Annotated in this window: 10 protein-coding genes and 1 pseudogene; 7 read left to right on the top strand and 4 right to left on the bottom strand. The window is 51.7% G+C overall.

The window, feature by feature from the left end; all coding sequences use genetic code 11:
- Positions 1-28 precede the first annotated feature (28 nt).
- From E5331_RS16535 to nifJ, 6 genes are all read left to right on the top strand, one after another.
- Entirely contained in the window at positions 29-973 is a 945-nt protein-coding gene (locus tag E5331_RS16535; protein ID WP_123482275.1) for a 3-oxoacyl-ACP synthase III family protein, read from the top strand.
- Positions 974-1,177: 204 nt separating this feature from the next.
- Positions 1,178-1,924 carry a 3-oxoacyl-[acyl-carrier-protein] reductase gene (fabG, locus tag E5331_RS16540; protein ID WP_123482274.1) on the top strand — a complete coding sequence of 249 codons (747 nt, stop codon included), beginning with the start codon at positions 1,178-1,180 and terminating at the stop codon, positions 1,922-1,924.
- Positions 1,925-1,930: 6 nt separating this feature from the next.
- Entirely contained in the window at positions 1,931-2,623 is a 693-nt protein-coding gene (locus E5331_RS16545; protein ID WP_123482273.1) for an IspD/TarI family cytidylyltransferase, read from the top strand.
- 28 nt (positions 2,624-2,651) lie between these two features.
- Positions 2,652-4,811: an ATP-dependent DNA helicase RecG gene (gene recG / locus E5331_RS16550; protein WP_123482272.1), complete on the top strand. Its 2,160-nt coding sequence runs from the start codon at positions 2,652-2,654 to the stop codon at positions 4,809-4,811.
- A gap of 104 nt (positions 4,812-4,915) precedes the next feature.
- Positions 4,916-6,250, top strand: coding sequence for a DEAD/DEAH box helicase (locus tag E5331_RS16555; protein WP_123482271.1), 1,335 nt, complete (start codon positions 4,916-4,918; stop codon positions 6,248-6,250).
- 343 nt (positions 6,251-6,593) lie between these two features.
- Positions 6,594-10,118, top strand: coding sequence for a pyruvate:ferredoxin (flavodoxin) oxidoreductase (gene nifJ / locus E5331_RS16560; protein ID WP_420813835.1), 3,525 nt, complete (start codon positions 6,594-6,596; stop codon positions 10,116-10,118).
- Positions 10,119-10,364: 246 nt separating this feature from the next.
- Here the strand turns inward: nifJ and nhaD are convergent, their stop codons facing one another.
- The 4 genes and pseudogenes from nhaD to bioA form a co-directional block, all read right to left on the bottom strand.
- Positions 10,365-11,699 carry a sodium:proton antiporter NhaD gene (gene nhaD, locus E5331_RS16565; protein WP_123482269.1) on the bottom strand — a complete coding sequence of 445 codons (1,335 nt, stop codon included), beginning with the start codon at positions 11,697-11,699 and terminating at the stop codon, positions 10,365-10,367.
- 144 nt (positions 11,700-11,843) lie between these two features.
- Entirely contained in the window at positions 11,844-13,214 is a 1,371-nt protein-coding gene (locus E5331_RS16570) for a pimeloyl-ACP methyl esterase BioG family protein (RefSeq protein WP_168355278.1), read from the bottom strand.
- Entirely contained in the window at positions 13,204-14,346 is a 1,143-nt protein-coding gene (locus tag E5331_RS16575; RefSeq protein ID WP_123482267.1) for an aminotransferase class I/II-fold pyridoxal phosphate-dependent enzyme, read from the bottom strand. Before E5331_RS16575 ends, E5331_RS16570 begins: the two co-directional genes overlap by 11 nt.
- Positions 14,334-15,620: pseudogene (bioA, locus tag E5331_RS16580) on the bottom strand (adenosylmethionine--8-amino-7-oxononanoate transaminase); the annotation flags it as partial. The gene E5331_RS16575 and the pseudogene bioA, both read right to left, overlap by 13 nt.
- 485 nt (positions 15,621-16,105) lie before the next feature.
- On the opposite strand from bioA, the gene E5331_RS16585 reads away from it, so the two are divergent.
- A complete protein-coding gene (locus E5331_RS16585) occupies positions 16,106-17,476 on the top strand; it encodes a phage integrase SAM-like domain-containing protein (RefSeq protein WP_135985877.1) in 1,371 nt (456 codons plus the stop codon).
- The last annotated feature ends 339 nt before the right edge of the window (positions 17,477-17,815 follow it).

Here is a 17,815-nt window from a genome sequence, read left to right on the forward strand (position 1 = left end):
CTATATCCAAAATGAAAAAAATCAGAGTATGTATATAAATTCAATGGGCAATTATGTGCCCTCCGCAAGAATAACCAATGAATATTTCGAGAATCTCAACGGTCTTGAGCCGGGTTGGATTCTGCAACGCACCGGTATAATCAGCCGTTCGAAGGCTGCATCTGATGAAGGAGCTGATTCCATGGCACTTGCCGCAATAGATGATGCCCTTGGTAATCTTCCATACGCTATAAAGGATGTGGATCTGATTGTGGCAGCCTGTTATGCGGCATACGACACCGTTGCCACTCCCGCCCACGTAGCGCAGCAGCACTATGACATAAGCGGGGCAAAGGCTGTGTACGTGTCGGCGGCTTGCTCATCGTTTATCAACGGACTTGAGGTGATCGAGGGTTATTTCGCTTCCGGAAAGGCTAAGCGTGCTCTTCTTATCTGTACGGAGCACAATACGTATTACAGCAATGAGAAGGATCATAAGGCAGGACACCTCTGGGGGGATGCAGCTGTGGCATTCTTCATCAGCAAGGAGAGGGAGTCGGAGAATGATGTCGAGATACTCGACGTGTTCACCGAGGGACTCGGCAACGTTGGCAAGGGTCCGGAAGGTGTGAAGCTTCGTCCGAAAGAGGGTGGCATAATGATGCCCGACGGACGCGATGTCTTTATCCATGCCTGCAAGTATATGATATATGCACTGAAGAAATCACTGGGTCATACGGGTCTGAAGATTGAGGATATCAACAAACTGATATGCCATCAGGCAAACAAGCGGATAGTGGCTCAGGTGGCTCATCAGCTTGACAAGCCTCTGGATGATTTCCTCAATAATATAGAGACGCTCGGCAATACAGGATCGGCCTCGGCTGCACTTGTGCTGACACAGAATCTTGACAAGTTCAAGAAAGGCGACAAGGCTGCCTTGATGGTGTTTGGCGGTGGCTATTCCTGCGGCTGCTTCATCGTCAGATTCTGACAGGTTTTTAGGCATGATGCTGCATGATGCAGCCTCGTTGGAAAGGGCTGATGTATCATGATAAATCATGTTATAACATGATACGACAAATCGTCATGATATATCATGATTCAACATGTTATATCATGAGATATCAAATTTTCATGTGATGTCATGATATAACCAAACTCAACAACAATAACAACCCCAAAAAAAATAACAATAATGAAACTACTTGAAGGTAAAACCGCCATTGTCACCGGTGCCGCACGCGGAATCGGTAAGGCGATTGCATTGAAATTCGCTTCTGAAGGTGCTAATATAGCATTCACCGACCTTGTGATCGATGAAAATGGTAAGAAAACCGAAGAGGAGATCAAGGCTCTTGGCGTGGAATGTAAGGCATACGCGTCAAATGCAGCCAATTTTGCAGAGACAGAACAGGTTGTCAATCAGATAAAAGAGGATTTCGGACGTATTGACATTCTCGTGAACAACGCCGGCATCACAAAGGATGGTCTGATGATGCGTATGACTGAGGCTCAGTGGGATGCCGTTATTGCAGTCAACCTGAAATCAGCATTCAACTTCATCCATGCGGTGCTTCCAATCATGATGCGCCAGCGTTCAGGCTCTATCATCAACATGGCGTCGGTGGTAGGCGTTCATGGCAATGCAGGTCAGGCAAACTATGCCGCTTCAAAGGCAGGACTTATCGCGCTTGCGAAGAGCATCGCTCAGGAGGTTGGCTCACGTGGCATACGTGCGAATGCAATTGCTCCCGGATTTATCGAGACAGCCATGACAGCTGCACTTCCCGACAGCGTGCGTGAGGAATGGTGCAAGAAAATTCCTCTCCGTCGCGGCGGAAAACCGGAGGATATCGCAGACGTTGCCACCTTCCTTGCATCTGACTTGTCAAGCTACGTGTCAGGTCAGGTGATACAGGTAGACGGCGGCATGAACATGTGATCTGTCGTGGACGAGAATTTTGAAAAATACGCTATCATAGTAGCTGGCGGAACCGGATCCCGTCTTGGAGGGGGTCTTCCCAAACAGTTCCGCCCGCTTAATGGGCGTCCTATGGCGTGGTGGTCGATGAAAGCCTTTCATGAGGCGGATTCCTCCACCCGCATTATTCTTGTGGTGCATCCCGATTACGTAGGTATGTGGGATGAGCTGATGTCGCAGCTTCCTCCGGAAGACCATGTGCCTCATGTGGTGAGGGGTGGCGGCGCATCAAGGACAGCCTCCGTGATAAATGGTCTTGAGGGTGTGCCGATGGCTGACAATGTGCTTGTGGCGGTGCATGATGCCGCCCGTCCGTTGGTCAGCACAGGAATCATCTCGCGTGGATGGGTTGCCGGAGCAGAATCCGGCGCGGCAGTACCGGCAGTGGCAGTCACTGATTCGTTGCGACGCGTGACCGATGCCGGGAATGAGGCTGTAGACCGTTCGGAATACGTAGCGGTGCAGACGCCGCAGGTGTTCCGCGCTGCAGTGTTGAAGGGGGCGTATCAGCGTTTCCCGGACACTGTGTTTTCAGACGATGCCTCCGCTACAGAAGCGGCAGGGAATGTGACAGCATTGTTTGACGGCGACCATGCCAATATGAAGGTTACAAATCCGGGCGATATTGAGATAGCCTCACTGTTGTTGCGGCAGCGGTGACGAATGATTGTTGCGGCAGATGTGACGTATGTCAAATTTCTTTGAAACCGACATAAAATTTCTTAAAGGGGTAGGCGATGCACGTGCAAAGGTGCTTGCCTCCGAGTTAGGGGTTGCGACATTTCGCGACCTCCTTTACTATTTCCCCTTCCGGCATATTGATCGGAGCCGTTTTTATGCGATTTCAGAGTTGTCTGGCACCGATATGCCTGCCATACAGATAAAAGGACAGTTCATAAATTTCCATACAGATGGTGAGGGTGCGCGCAAACGCCTTATCGGTGTTTTCTCCGACGGCAAGAAGATGATGGAGACCGTATGGTTCTCAAAAATAACCACTTTCTCCACTGCATATAAGCCGGGAGTGGATTACGTGATTTTCGGTAAGCCGACCCTTTTCCGCAATGCTTACTCGATAGCGCATCCGGAGGTGGAGATCTATGATGCCTCGAAGCCTCCCACGGGTTTCCGTGGCGTGTATTCCATCACGGAGACCATGCGCAAGCGTGGCTATACCACCCGTCTGTTGCAGAATTTGGTTTTCAACCTCCTGTCTCATCCTGGCTATGAGGGTATCACCGACACGTTGCCTCCGGAAGTGGTGGCACGCTATAATCTCATGCCCCTCAAGTCGGCGATACGCCAGATGCATTTTCCGGAGAATGCGCAGATGCTTCAGAAAGCTATGGAGCGCATGAAATTTGAGGAGCTTTTCTATGTGGAGGCGCACATATTGCGTTATTCCATGGAGCGCGGCTCAAAACTTCCGGGATTCCTGTTTGCGAAAATAGGGGATAAATTCAATGGTTTTTATTTCAACGTATTGCCGTTCCAACTGACGGGAGCGCAGAAGAGGGTGCTTAAAGAGATACGTGCCGATATGAAGACAGGCAGACAGATGAACCGTCTTTTGCAGGGTGATGTCGGTTCGGGGAAGACGATGGTGGCGTTCATGTCGATGCTCATGGCTGTAGACAACGGTTGTCAGGCAGCATTGATGGCTCCCACCGAGATTCTTGCGCAGCAGCATTTCGCATCGCTTACGGAGTGGGCGCGTCCGATTGGGGTGAAGGTGGCGTTGCTGACCGGATCCACTCGTGCGGCAGCCCGCAGGGAGATTCATGCGGGTCTTTTGTCGGGAGAGATTGACATAATCGTAGGCACTCATGCCTTGATAGAGGATAGCGTACAGTTTCATCTTCTTGGACTTGTCGTGATCGACGAGCAGCATCGTTTCGGAGTGGCGCAGCGTGGTAAACTGTGGCATAAGTCGGAGAAGGTGCCCCACGTCCTTGTGATGACCGCCACACCGATTCCGCGCACGCTTGCGATGACGGTGTATGGCGATCTTGAGGTGTCGGTTATAGATGAGTTGCCCCCGGGAAGGAAGCCGATCACTACATTGCTCCGCTACGATTCAAACCGGATGGAAGTTGACCGCCTGATATTCCGTGAACTACGTGCCGGACGCCAGATCTATATCGTATATCCCCTTATAGAGGAGAATGAGAAACTGGATCTGAAAAGTCTGGAGGAGGGCTATCAGCGCACGTGCGACACATTCCCCGGCTATCGCGTATGTTTTGTGCATGGCAAGATGAAACCTGCGGAGAAAGATCATCAGATGGATATCTTCGTGAGAGGAGAGGCACGTATCATGGTGGCAACGACGGTCATAGAGGTAGGCGTGAATGTGCCTAACGCATCTGTGATGGTGATAGAGAATGCCGAGAGGTTCGGACTGTCGCAGCTGCATCAGCTTCGCGGTAGGGTGGGGCGTGGAGCCGACCAAAGCTACTGCATATTGATGGGTAAGATAAAATCGGGGGCTGACACGAAGAAACGTCTTGCCATAATGACAGAGACGACCGACGGTTTCCTCATATCTGAGGCGGATATGAAGATACGCGGGCCGGGCGACATGGAAGGCACGCAGCAGAGTGGTCTGGCGTTCAACCTGAAAGTGGCGGATCTGGCACGCGACGGGCAGATACTTACGCGTGCGCGGGAGGCGGCTCTCGCCGTTTTGCGTGGCAATCCGTCGTTGCTGGCTCCTGGATGCGTGGCTACTCCGGCAATGCAGGGGGATATGACGCCGTTGCCGGTGGATCATTTCTGGGTGTCGGTTATGGCATCGGAACTTTCCATGCGTTTTGCCCGTACTGTTGACTGGTCGCAAATATCGTGAGGCGTGACCCATGCCGGCATGAGAAACGTTATAACTATAAACTATCGCTATCCGCTTGTGCCTTTATGCTGATGGCATGAGCGGATGAAAAAATATCAAACGTAATGAGAGAGAAAGAATTTCTACCGGCGGTGAGAGAACGTCTTGGCATCAGCGAGCTCAATGAGATGCAGCAGAAGATGATGGCGTGTGCGTCAGAACCGCGCGATATAATCCTATTGTCACCTACGGGAAGCGGCAAGACGTTGGCGTTCACGCTCCCGGTGATGAAGATAATGAAGCCCTCTACGGGGAGGGTGCAGTGTGTGGTGATTGCCCCGTCGCGTGAACTCGTGGTGCAGATAGCCGGCGTAATGAGAGAGGTGGCTGTCGGACTCAGGGTGGTAGCCCTTTATGGCGGACATAATGTGGAGGATGAGGTCAACAGTCTGAAGGTGGTGCCCGATATAATTGTGTCGACACCGGGACGTCTGCTTGACCATGCCGTTAGGCGCAATGTGGATCTTCTGCCGGTCAGGATTCTCGTGCTTGATGAGTTTGACAAATCTCTTGAACTCGGTTTTGACGAGGAGATGGGAAAACTCGTCAAGAGGATGAAGAATGTGAGCCGCTACATACTGACGTCAGCCACGTCGGCAGACGTGCTTCCGGATTTCCTTAATCTCACCGACCCACACACCATTGATTTCCGCGACAAGAACAGCGGATTGCGCGAGAGGATGAGTGTGCACCGTGTGGATTCCGACGGTAAGGATAAGCTCGACACGTTGTTGTCGCTCCTTAATAATATAAATACGGGGGACGCACCGGAAAAGAGTATTATATTCGTCAATCATCGGGAGAGCGCGGAACGTGTGGTAGATTTCCTGAAGCGCAAGGGGGTATCAGCAGTGCTGTATCATGGTGCGCTTGACCAGCGTGACCGAGAGACGGCACTCGCCCTTTTCAACAACGGGAGTTGCCCGATACTTGTAGCCACTGACCTTGCTGCAAGAGGTCTTGACATAGAGAGGGTGGGATCAGTGATACATTATCATCAGCCGCTCACGCCTGAAGCCTACACCCACCGCAATGGACGGACAGCGCGTGTGGAGGAGGAGGGCGATGTCTATCTTCTCGTGGGTCCAGATGAGGAGGTCAAGGATTTTGTGAATTTTGACGACACATATTCACTAGATTCGACGGCATCCGGAGCGTTGCGTTCACGGTTCATGACGCTCTACGTGTCGGCAGGCAAGAGGGAAAAGGTGTCGCGTGGAGATATTCTCGGCTTCCTTATAAAGGAGGGCGGCGTGTCTGCGGATTCGATAGGAAAGATCAACGTCTACGACCATTATTCCCTCGTGGCAGTTAAGGAGGGAGAGGTGGCAGGATTGCTTAACTCTATCGAAGGGAAGAAGTTGAAAGGGGAGAAACGGCGTATCAGCCCGTTGAAATAATCCCGATGTCATAAAATTTTATAACGAGAAAGGGGGAGAATGCTGACAAAATGACAGCATTGTTCTCCCGAATCTTTGGAATAACTGATAATTTGTTGTCATAATGGATTGACTTAAAATTAAATAGACGATTGTTTTGGTAAAATCCGGAGATTTTGTTATCTTTGCATTCTGTAATAAAGCGAGGATAGCGATAAAAACTACTGCTATCAAGCCGGATGAAATAAAAGAAAATAAAAGAAAAGATCAGAATATCTCAAATTTAATAACTTTAATAACTATGAGCAAAGCAAAGCAATTCCTGACTTGCGACGGTAACCAGGCAGCTGCGCATATCAGTTACATGTTTACTGAAGTTGCAGCTATCTATCCTATCACTCCGTCGTCAACGATGGCTGAGTATGTCGATGACTGGTCAGCTGCCGGCAGGAAGAATATTTTTGGTGAGACAGTGCTCGTGCAGGAGATGCAGAGCGAGGCAGGCGCAGCAGGTGCCGTTCACGGTTCTCTCCAGGCAGGTGCCCTCACGACAACTTACACAGCATCACAGGGTCTGCTCCTGATGATCCCCAATATGTATAAGATTGCAGGTGAACTTCTCCCATGTGTGTTCCATGTTTCAGCCCGTGCGCTCGCTTCTCATGCGCTTAGCATCTTCGGCGACCATCAAGACGTGATGGCTTGCCGTCAGACAGGTTTCGCAATGTTGTGCGAGAGCTCAGTGCAGGAGGTTATGGATCTTGCCGCAGTCGCCCACCTCTCTACGATCAAGAGCCGTGTTCCGTTTGTAAACTTCTTCGACGGATTCCGCACATCTCATGAGATTCAGAAAATCGAGGCAATAGATCAGGATGATCTTGCTCCGCTTATCGCCCGCGACGCGCTTGCTCAGTTCCGCAAGAGCGCACTCAACCCTGATGCTCCTGTAGCTCGCGGTATGGCAGAGAACCCCGACGTTTACTTCCAGCACCGTGAGGCTTGCAACTCTTACTATGATGCAGTGCCCGAGGTGGTTGAAAACTATATGAAAGAGGTGTCGAAGATCACAGGTCGCAATTATGGTCTCTTTGACTATTATGGCGATCCGGAGGCTGAGCGCGTGATAATCGCTATGGGCTCTGTATCCGAGTGCATCTGTGAGACTATCGACTATCTCCGCGCAAAGGGTGAGAAAGTCGGTCTCGTGACTGTGCATCTATATCGTCCGTTCTCTGCAAAGCATTTCCTTGCTGCCGTGCCTGAGACTGCAAAACGTATCGCAGTGCTCGACCGCACTAAGGAGCCGGGAGCTAACGGCGAGCCTCTCTATCTTGACGTGGTTGAATGCTACGCAGGCAAGGAGAACGCTCCTCTCATCGTCGGCGGACGCTACGGCCTCAGCTCTAAGGACACTACTCCGTCTCAGATCCTTTCCGTATATGAGAATCTCGCTCTTCCCGAGCCTAAGCATGGATTCACCATCGGTATCGTTGATGACGTCACATTCCTTTCACTCCCGCTTCTCCCTGAGATCAGCGTAGGCGGCAAGGGTATGTTCCAGGCTAAGTTCTTCGGTCTTGGTGCTGACGGTACTGTAGGTGCCAACAAGAACTCTGTCAAGATCATCGGCGACAACACCGACAAATATTGCCAGGCTTACTTCTCTTACGACTCCAAGAAATCGGGCGGTTTCACTTGCTCTCACCTCCGTTTCGGCGACGAGCCTATCCGTTCTACATATCTGGTGACTACTCCTAACTTCGTGGCATGCCACGTTCAGGCTTACCTCAATATGTATGACGTGACTCGTGGTCTCCAGCCCAACGGCACATTCCTTCTCAACACTATCTGGGAGGGTGAGGAGCTTGCTAAGAATCTTCCCAACAAGGTGAAGAAACTCTTCGCACAGAACAATATCACCGTATATTATATCAACGCATCCAAGATTGCACAGGAGATCGGTCTCGGCAACCGCACGAACACTATTCTCCAGAGCGCATTCTTCCGCATCACAGAGGTTATCCCCGTAGATCTTGCTATTGAGCAGATGAAGAAATTCATTGTTAAGTCTTACGGCAAGAAGGGTGAGAATATCGTCAACATGAACTATGCGGCTGTTGACCGTGGCGGAGAATACAAGAAACTTGACGTGGATCCCGAATGGGCTAATCTCCCTGAGGAGGCACCTGCCAAGGTAGATGCTCCCGAGTTTGTCACAAACGTTGTCTTCCCGATCAACGCACAGGATGGTGACCTTCTTCCAGTGTCTACATTCAAGGAGAACCCCGACGGCACATGGCGTCAGGGCACAGCACGCTATGAGAAACGTGGTGTGGCAGCATTCGTTCCCGAATGGAATCCTGAGAACTGTATCCAGTGTAACAAGTGTTCGTTCGTATGTCCTCACGCTGCAATCCGTCCGTTCGTGCTTGATGAGGCAGAGATGGCGGCAGCTCCGTTTGGCGACGAGCACGCTATCCCGGCTATCGGTAAGATGTTCCCGGGCATGAAGTTCGTTCAGCAGGTCGACGTGCTTGACTGTCTCGGTTGCGGCAACTGTGTTGACGTATGTCCGGGCAAGAAGGGCAACAAGGCTCTCTCAATGAAGCATGAGGAGGGTCAGCTCGTTCAGCAGGCTAACTGGGATTACCTCACAAAGAACGTTAAGTCGAAGAAAAACCTTGTTGACATCAAGGCAAACGTTAAGAACAGCCAGTTCGCAACGCCTCTCTTCGAGTTCTCCGGTGCATGTTCCGGCTGTGGTGAGACTCCTTACGTGAAGCTTATCACTCAGCTTTATGGCGACCATGAGATTGTAGCCAACGCTACAGGTTGCTCCTCTATCTATTCCGGCTCAGTTCCTTCTACTCCTTATTGCAAGGATGAGAATGGTCATGGTCCGGCTTGGGCGAACTCCCTCTTTGAGGACTTCTGTGAGTTCGGTCTCGGCATGAGCCTCGCTTACGAGAAGATGCGTGCCCGTCTTGATGAGATCTGCGGAAAGATCGAGGCATCTGAGGCTCCCGAGAGCTTCAAGAATGCAGCAGCTGCATGGCGTGCCGACCGCGACGACAGCGCACTCTCACGCGCGAGAGCAGCAGCATTCATCGCAGAGGCAGAGAAGGGTGCCGCCGCAGGTTGCGAGCTTTCTAAGCAGGTATTGGAACTTGGTCACTATCTGCCCAAGCGCAGCCAGTGGATCATCGGTGGTGACGGTGCAAGCTACGATATAGGTTTCGGTGGTCTTGACCACGTGATCGCTTCCGGCAAGAACGTCAACATCCTCGTGCTCGACACAGAGGTTTACTCCAACACCGGTGGTCAGTCATCCAAATCTACACCTATTGCAGCTATCGCTAAGTTTGCTGCCGCAGGTAAGAGAATCCGCAAGAAAGACCTTGGTCTGATTGCTACCACTTACGGCTACGTTTACGTTGCACAGGTGGCTATGGGTGCTGACAATGCTCAGACTCTTAAGGCTATCCGTGAGGCAGAGGCATACGATGGTCCCTCTTTGATCATTGCTTACGCTCCCTGTATCAACCACGGTCTGAAAGCCGGTATGGGTCGCGCACAGGAAGAGGAGAAGAAGGCAGTGGAATGTGGCTACTGGCACCTCTGGCGTTACAATCCCGAGCTTGAGAACGCCGGTCAGAATCCGTTCTCACTTGACAGCAAGGAGCCGGATTGGAGCAAGTTCAACGACTTCCTCAAGGGTGAGGTTCGTTTCGCATCGCTCTACAAGATGCAGCCTGCCGCAGCCGATGAGCTCTTCCAGGCAGCACAGGACAACGCTCGCTGGCGCTACAACAACTACAAGCGTCTTTCTCAGCAGCAGTGGGGTCAGGATCCCGAAATGACAAAGGTAGAGGAAGATCTCCGCAAGTAATCCTCGAATAATCCTTATAACAGAAAGGACGTGTCTCGTCGAGACACGTCCTTTTTTCGTAACTAACCTTCCTCACGGATTGTCTGGAAAGTCTGTATGCCTATCGGGTAATCTTGTGTTTTCATTCGCAATGGATATTTTGATGAAACGGAGTTGGGGCTTGGACAACTACAATGCAAAAGTAGGGAAATTTTTTCAAATTTCCCTACTTCAATATGCGATTATATATTATTTAAATATCAGCGTTTAGTTCAGAATCAGATCCATCAGCCATATCATGGCGATACCGGCGATGTAGCCACTGAATGCAAGCCAGGTGATGCGTTTGAGATACCACATGAACGGTATCTTCTCAATGCCCATCGCAACGACTCCTGCTGCCGAACCGATGATGAGCATACTCCCACCGACACCGGCACAGAATGTGAGCAGATGCCAGAACAGACCGTCTTCCACAAACAGAGCTGTATAGGCGGGATCGCTTGCCGCAGCTATCATGGCATCATTAGCCACAGGATACATCTCCATGCACGCTGCCACCAACGGAACATTATCCACGATGGATGACAACACACCGATGATACCGTTGATTGCATAGACGTTGTGCATTGTATTGTTGAGCCATCCTGCAAGTTCTCCAAGTATGCCTGCCTGACTCAGTGCGGACACTGCCATAAGGATGCCGAGGAAGAACAGGATAGTAGACATATCGATATTACGCATAACCTGCGAGATTCTCCCCTCGATCTTGCCGTCAAGCTTATAGTGGCGCACGAGAAGCTCCGTCATGAGCCAGAGCACACCAAGCGAGAGAAGGATACCCATGTAGGGGGCGAGATGAGTCGTAGCCTTGAACACCGGCACGAAAAGCAGACCGCCGATGCCACACCATAGTATCACTCTTGAGATTTTCGGATGCTCCTTCGACATGTCGTAGCCTATACGGTTGTCCTGACTGTTGCGCTCCTCCATGGGCGAGGTGGGTATCATGCGGCTGGCGATGAATACCGGCACGATTACGGATACAAGCGACGGGAGGAGAAGATTCTCGATAAGATCGACGGATGACACGTAGTTCTTCATCCAGAGCATGATGGTAGTGATGTCGCCGATAGGAGACCAGGCTCCGCCTGCGTTTGCCGCCAATACAATCGTACAGGCAAACATCCAGCGTTCCTTCTGGTCCTGAAGCATACGCCGGAGCATCATGACCATGATGATGGTGGTGGTCATGTTGTCGAGCACCGCCGACATGAAGAATGCCACAAGAGCAAGGATCCAGAGTAGTTTCCGTTTGTTGGACGCATGGATCTTGTCAATCATGATCTTGAAGCCGCCGTAGCGGTCGATCAGCTCCACTATTGTCATCGCTCCGATAAGGAAGACGACAATCTCACAGGTGTCGCCGAGTGCCTCCACCATTTCCGACGAGATGTTGGGATCGTGGGTACACAACGAATAGACTGCCCAAAGGAGTCCACACATGATCAGCGCGAAGGTTGCCTTGTTCACACCGAGCACGTGTTCAGAGGCTATAAGGATATAGCCGACAATGAAGATGATTAAAAGTGTTGTTACCATGGTTTAGTTTAGAAATAGTATTGATTGTATGCTGCAAAGTTAGATAAAAATATTTGTATATTTGTATTTATTTAAGACAAATAAGTATCCTAAACACATGATTTTAGGGTAAGGATGATACTTGACCTGTCAAAATGTAATTTGTCAGTCTGTATTTCGTCTCTCAGCCGCTATGCAGAGGGCATGATATGTCAGTTCTGTAGGCATCATGCCCAGTAGTGCGGATATGCTGACCTGAGCACGCGCCGTGCCCCCGACGCCTGTCTGCCGGAGATGTCGGAGAGTGTCGCGTGCGTTGTCGAATCTCATCTCTATCCGTTTCTCCGATAGCTTAGCGGTATGGAAATATTCATCAAGATACTCCTCCAGCTCCTCGCGGCTGCGGTAGACGAGTCCGTAGGGTGAGATCCGTTGCAACTCCTTCATGTTGTCGGGGAGGAAAGTGGAGCAGAGCAACAGTCCTCCGGGGCGGAGCAGACGTGCCGCATTGCGGAAGAAGCGGCGTGGGTCAGCAAACCATTGTATTGCGGATGCCGACACTATGGCATCGATACTCCCCGGTTCCCTCTCCGCCATATACTCTATCCATTCCTCGGCATTGGCTATGTGCAGACGTTGCTCGGCGGTGATGTCAAAGCGTCCGGTAGGGTAGAGGTCTACAAGTTCCATGACCGTGGGGTGCCATTTCTCATCGATGATGCGCGTGAGCATACCGGTGCCCGGACCAATCTCCACGACTCGGCGGTAGGCATCATCCTTCGGACCCAACTCTGCAAGATGCCTTGTGATCTCGCGTTGGGCATGCGCCTGCGAGTCGTAGGTGGGGGAGGCTTTCATGAAACGTTCACCCACTTTCCTACCTGCCGGAAGGATGGAATGTATGATTTCGCTCATGTCGACGTAATGAGGGGCGTCGAGAGTCACAATCTCCGGACTATATGGATTCTGCATCCATGCCCTCCGCTGCGACTCAGGGGGGAAGATAAGGTCACCGGTGCTTATGTATGCCCTCTGCCAGCGTAGCCTACCACCGTATGATACGGACGATTCCTGACGTATCCACCTCAATTCGTCGCGCAGTTGCTCTATGCCGTATACGCAACCCTCCAGCCGCGTGCGGACGTTATCGTAATCCTTCCCGGTCATGCGTCGCCTGAATTTCATCAGATTCCTCTCGTTCAGACTGTCGGCGGTGCCGTCGAAGATGGCTGTCGGTATCCCTGACCGGTCATCGGCAGGAGATTCCGTACCATTGACCGCCAGGGCAAGTGCCACCCTGTCGGAAGTCATCACCCGCGAGGCGGCATATACCCCCATCGACCAGGCGAAGACCACCACCGAGTGGTAGGGGAGCAGTATGTCATCCGGAAAACTTAGATCAGAATACCCCGATGCCACGGCGAGATCCCATCCTTCGTGGAGGCATCCCACGTAGAACGAGGCATCCGTACCCCATCCGGCGAATATGAGGATAAGCCGATTGTTCCCCTCTTTAGCTAACCATTCAATTCTCATTGATAAATATTCTTTCATCCCGCAATACGTCGAAAAGCGGGGATAGTTTCTTCATGTCAAGATTCGCGTTGAGCGAGAAGCGTATCCGTTCACCCCCCGGCGGCACGGTGGGGCGGCGTATCGGTAACGCGAGGAATCCGGCATCTCTCAGAGTGCGGGCTATCGCAATGGCGCGTGCGGCATCCCCCGTGAGATAGGGTATTATCTGCGAGGTGGATCCGGTAGGCACGCCGGAAATCTCCTCTATGCGCGATGAGAACCGGCGGGAAAGCTCCGCAAGGTGGAGCCGTTCACGCTTCATCCCGACGAGTTTCTCCGTTATTAGTATGCTCCACGCGGCATTGACTGGGGGTAGGGCGGTGGAGAATATGAATGGACGGGCGCAGTTGACGAGCAGACTCTTCATCTCCTCACTACATACGGCAAACGCTCCGGCAGAGGCGGCAGCCTTACCGAACGTGCCGATAAGCAAGTCGATCTCATCGATAAGCCCCTTCTCTTCCGCCACTCCGAGTCCTCTCTCTCCGCGCACACCGAAGGCGTGCGCCTCATCTATATATAGGAGTAGGTTGGGGTAGAGGTGTTTCAGTTTCACAAGTTTCATTAGGTTGGCTTCATCGCCATCCATACTGTAGATCGACTCCGCCATCACCACAACGTGCTCATAGTTCCGACATTCCCTACTCAGGATCATCTCCAGTTTGGAGAGGTCGTTGTGGGGGAATCGCTTGAACACGCTCCCTGCGATTCTGAGTCCATCCACCATAGAGGCATGTATCAGCTTGTCGCATACGAAGAGCGTACCGGGTAGCGTGAGTGCACCGGTGCAACCCACGTTGGCATGGTAGCCGGAATTGAACAGGAGTGCAGGTTTACCGTAAAGACCCTCAAGCATCTCCTCAAGGGAGAAATGATACTTCTGACGTTGCGACAGCAGACGCGATGCCGACGATGTGAATGCAGCATCGGGGAAACGGTTGAGAAATTCCTCACGGAATCCGTCGCCGAGTTCACCGAGACCCATGTAATCGTTTGACGATAGGTCGGCAATCATCCCTGTTGCCTCATGCGGTATGGTGCGCAGACGGTTCTCACCGTCAAGTTGCGCGAGAATATCCTTTATTTCCGGCATGGCATCTCTCTTGTCAGTTTAAGCAACGCATCGCAGAGCTTCTCCACCTGGCTGTCGCTGACTGCCATATATGGAGGCATTATGTAGCAATTGTGACCGAATGGGCGTATCCATACCCCCTCCTTCACACAACGCTTCTGATACTCACCGCAATCCACGTATTGCTCCGTCTCAATCACGCCGATACCACCGAGCACCCTGACGTCGCGCACGTTGGGATAATTGCGTGCCTCCTCAAGACGTTCCTTCATGATGCTCTCGATGCGCTTGATCCTCTCCTGCCACGGGGAGGCGAGCAGCAGCCTTACCGATGCGAGTGCCACCGCGCAAGCAAGCGGGTTCCCCATGAATGTGGGACCGTGCATCATCACTCCCGCCTCGCCCGACGATATCATGTCGGCGACCTTCGCCGTGGCAGCCACTGCAGAGAACGTCATGTAACCTCCGGTCAAGGCTTTTCCGATGAGCATTATGTCGGGTTCCACTCCCGCATGTTCCCACGCAAAGAGTTTCCCCGTCCGCCCGAATCCGGTGGCAATCTCATCGAATATGAGCAGGATACCCTTCTCATCGCAAGCACGCCTCAGCTCGCGAAGATACTGCGGATGATAGAAACGCATTCCCCCCGCACCCTGCACCACAGGCTCCAGGATGACAGCCGCCAACTCATCCCCATGCTCGTCAAGCAGACGAGCCATAGAGTCGAAATCCTTCGGGTCCCAGTCCTCACCGAAGCGACACGCCGGAGCATCAGCGAAAAATCTCACCGGCAATGCCGGTCCGAAAGCCCCGTGCATGCCCGTCACCGGATCGCACACCGACATGGCGTTCCACGTGTCACCATGATACCCGGAGCGGATAGTGGCGAAATTCGTTCTGCGCGGATTATTCTGCGCCTGCACAGCCATCTTCATCGCCACCTCCGTGGCGACGCTTCCCGAATCGGCATAGAAGATATGGTTCATAGACGGTGGAAGAATCGATAGTAGAAGTTTCCCAAGCTCAATGGCAGGGGAGTGGGTCAGACCTCCGAACATCACATGGCTCATCTTCGCAGTCTGGTCAGCGATCGCCTTGTTGAGAACCGGATGGTTATAGCCGTGGATCACGCACCACCACGACGACATACCGTCGATAAGACGGGTGCCGTCAGCCAATACGATCTCCGCACCCTCCGCATGGTCAACAAGATAAGTCGGCAGAGGGTCATGAGTGGAAGTATATGGATGCCAAAGATGCAGACGGTCAAACTCGTCATGCACAGAATTGATTCCGCAATTGCTCATAATAAAAAATTAATCATAAGAATTAATCTGTCGCGAAATTACAAAATCCGAACCAAACACGCAACCTGAAAATAATATTGTGCCTGACGTGTGCCTGATATGAGCCTGACATGTGCATGATGTCACAACATGATGTGCATGATGTCATAAAAATTTGCGTAAACCAAATAAAATGCCTAAATTTGCGTTCCAAATAAAAGCGACTGCCGACACAACCATCACTCCTCATCTCGGCAGACCATCGCAACAAAAAAGGAAAAGACAGATGTCTTCATCCTACTTACATATCCAAGCGAATGAAAACCAATTGATTCGCACTAATCGTCACTCCGGAATCACTATCAAAAAGCAACTTCCGGGGGAGACGAAGAATTGCTCAAAAAAACGGTTGTTTTAATTTTTTGTGCGATTCAATACCGGATTTCACCCCGAACCCTTCCACGATTCCACACCGAAATAAAGCTAATTCCACAGTGCTTATCTCAGTAGAATCACTGCGTCAGCGTGTCGCCGACTCAAAATCAAAAAGCACGGCACGCTACTACCTCGCGATGCTCAACCGTCTTGAGCAATTCGTCGACGCACCCGACTTCGACCTCAACGCCGTCAACCCCGGCTTTGTAGCCGACTTCGGCGATTTTCTCGTGCGCGAAGGTGTGACCCCCTCATCCGTGAAACTCTTCCAGATGAGTTTCCGCGCCGTCATGAAAGATTCATTCGGAAAGGAGAACGCATCCAAGTTTAAGGCAGCATTCAACGGTTTGGGTTCAAAAAACGTAACAATGGAAAGGAGTATGCCATTCGATGAGGTGGTGCGTCTTGCTTCGCTCGATCTCTCCGATCAGCCGCTCCTCCAGAACTCACTCGACATATTCCTCTACTCCCTCTTCTCCGCAGCCCTCCCCATCGACAGCATGAAGAGCATGGCAGCGGAAGGTACGCTTCGCCCCGTGCTCCCTCATCAGCGTCGCATACTCCGCAGATTTGAACTGCGCACCCGCAAGTCATTCACCAAATGTATTGAATCGCTTGATGTAAAGGGATTCTCCGACAATCTATCCATCATCGGACAGCTTGCCGGACTATCCTCCACACTCTCCCCGGCAACAGCTGCCGACGCTTGGATCTCCGCCGCACGTAAATGCGACATACCAGCCGATCTGATAGCCGCCTCAATACAGGTGGAAACCGACATGGCAAAGAAACTCACCGGGAAAAAGCAATACGAGCAATGGCGGATCGATGAGACGAGGCTCACCGTAGCCAACCGTATCTCCGACGAACGCCTCCACTGGTACGTGATGCGTTGCTATGCCGAAGACTCCATGACGATGGCAGAGAGTTTCGGTCCGCAGATACCCTTCCTACGCGGCGAGGCATTCCGGTCATTCGTACCACCCCCCGATGCGGCACTCGACAAGAAACTCCCCGGCAAGAAGCGAAAGACCACGCGTCCCACATTCATGGGGTCGCTACTCTTCATCAACTGCACACAAGACGTGGCGCAGCAACTCAAACGCTACCTCGGAGCCGACGCATACATCTACACGCATCCCGCCACCTCTCTCCCCGCACCCATCTCCGACCGCGAGATGCTCACCTTCATGCTCCTCTGCGAAGTGAGCACCGACACCATCACCTACCACTTCCCCACACGACAGACCGCCCTTCCCGCCATAGAGAAAGGGCGCACCGCCCGCATCACGCACGGCAACGCCGTCGGACAGGTAGGCATAATAGAAAAAATTTCCCACGACCGCTACAAAGTGAGCCTCACCTTCAGCAGTCTCGGCGGCGCGCGCGTCACCGCCACCGTCCCCATCGAATTCATCACACCCCTCTAACTCCCCATCCCGACTGCCTTTCCGACTCGATCCCCCCCCGATCTCTAAATGGAAAGTCGGCCAAAGCGTAGCCGTTTTGTTTCAAGTGTGAGCGCAAAGCGCGAAACCACAGATAAAACCGCAGAGACCGCAGAGACCACAAAGAATCATCTTCACACGAAGAAACAAAAGAATAAAAAGAAATTTATAGCAAAACAATCACCCTCAATATTCACCCTCATATTTTAGACTTCTCTTTTATGTGAATAGCGTGATTCCTTAGTTCTATATTCCAATTTATTATAAGAGGTTGTTTAAAAATTATTGTTAACAGAGGTGAGTTTTCGGAGCGTCAACACC

It is taken from the genome of Lepagella muris (assembly GCF_004793975.1).
Taxonomy (GTDB): domain Bacteria; phylum Bacteroidota; class Bacteroidia; order Bacteroidales; family Muribaculaceae; genus Lepagella; species Lepagella muris.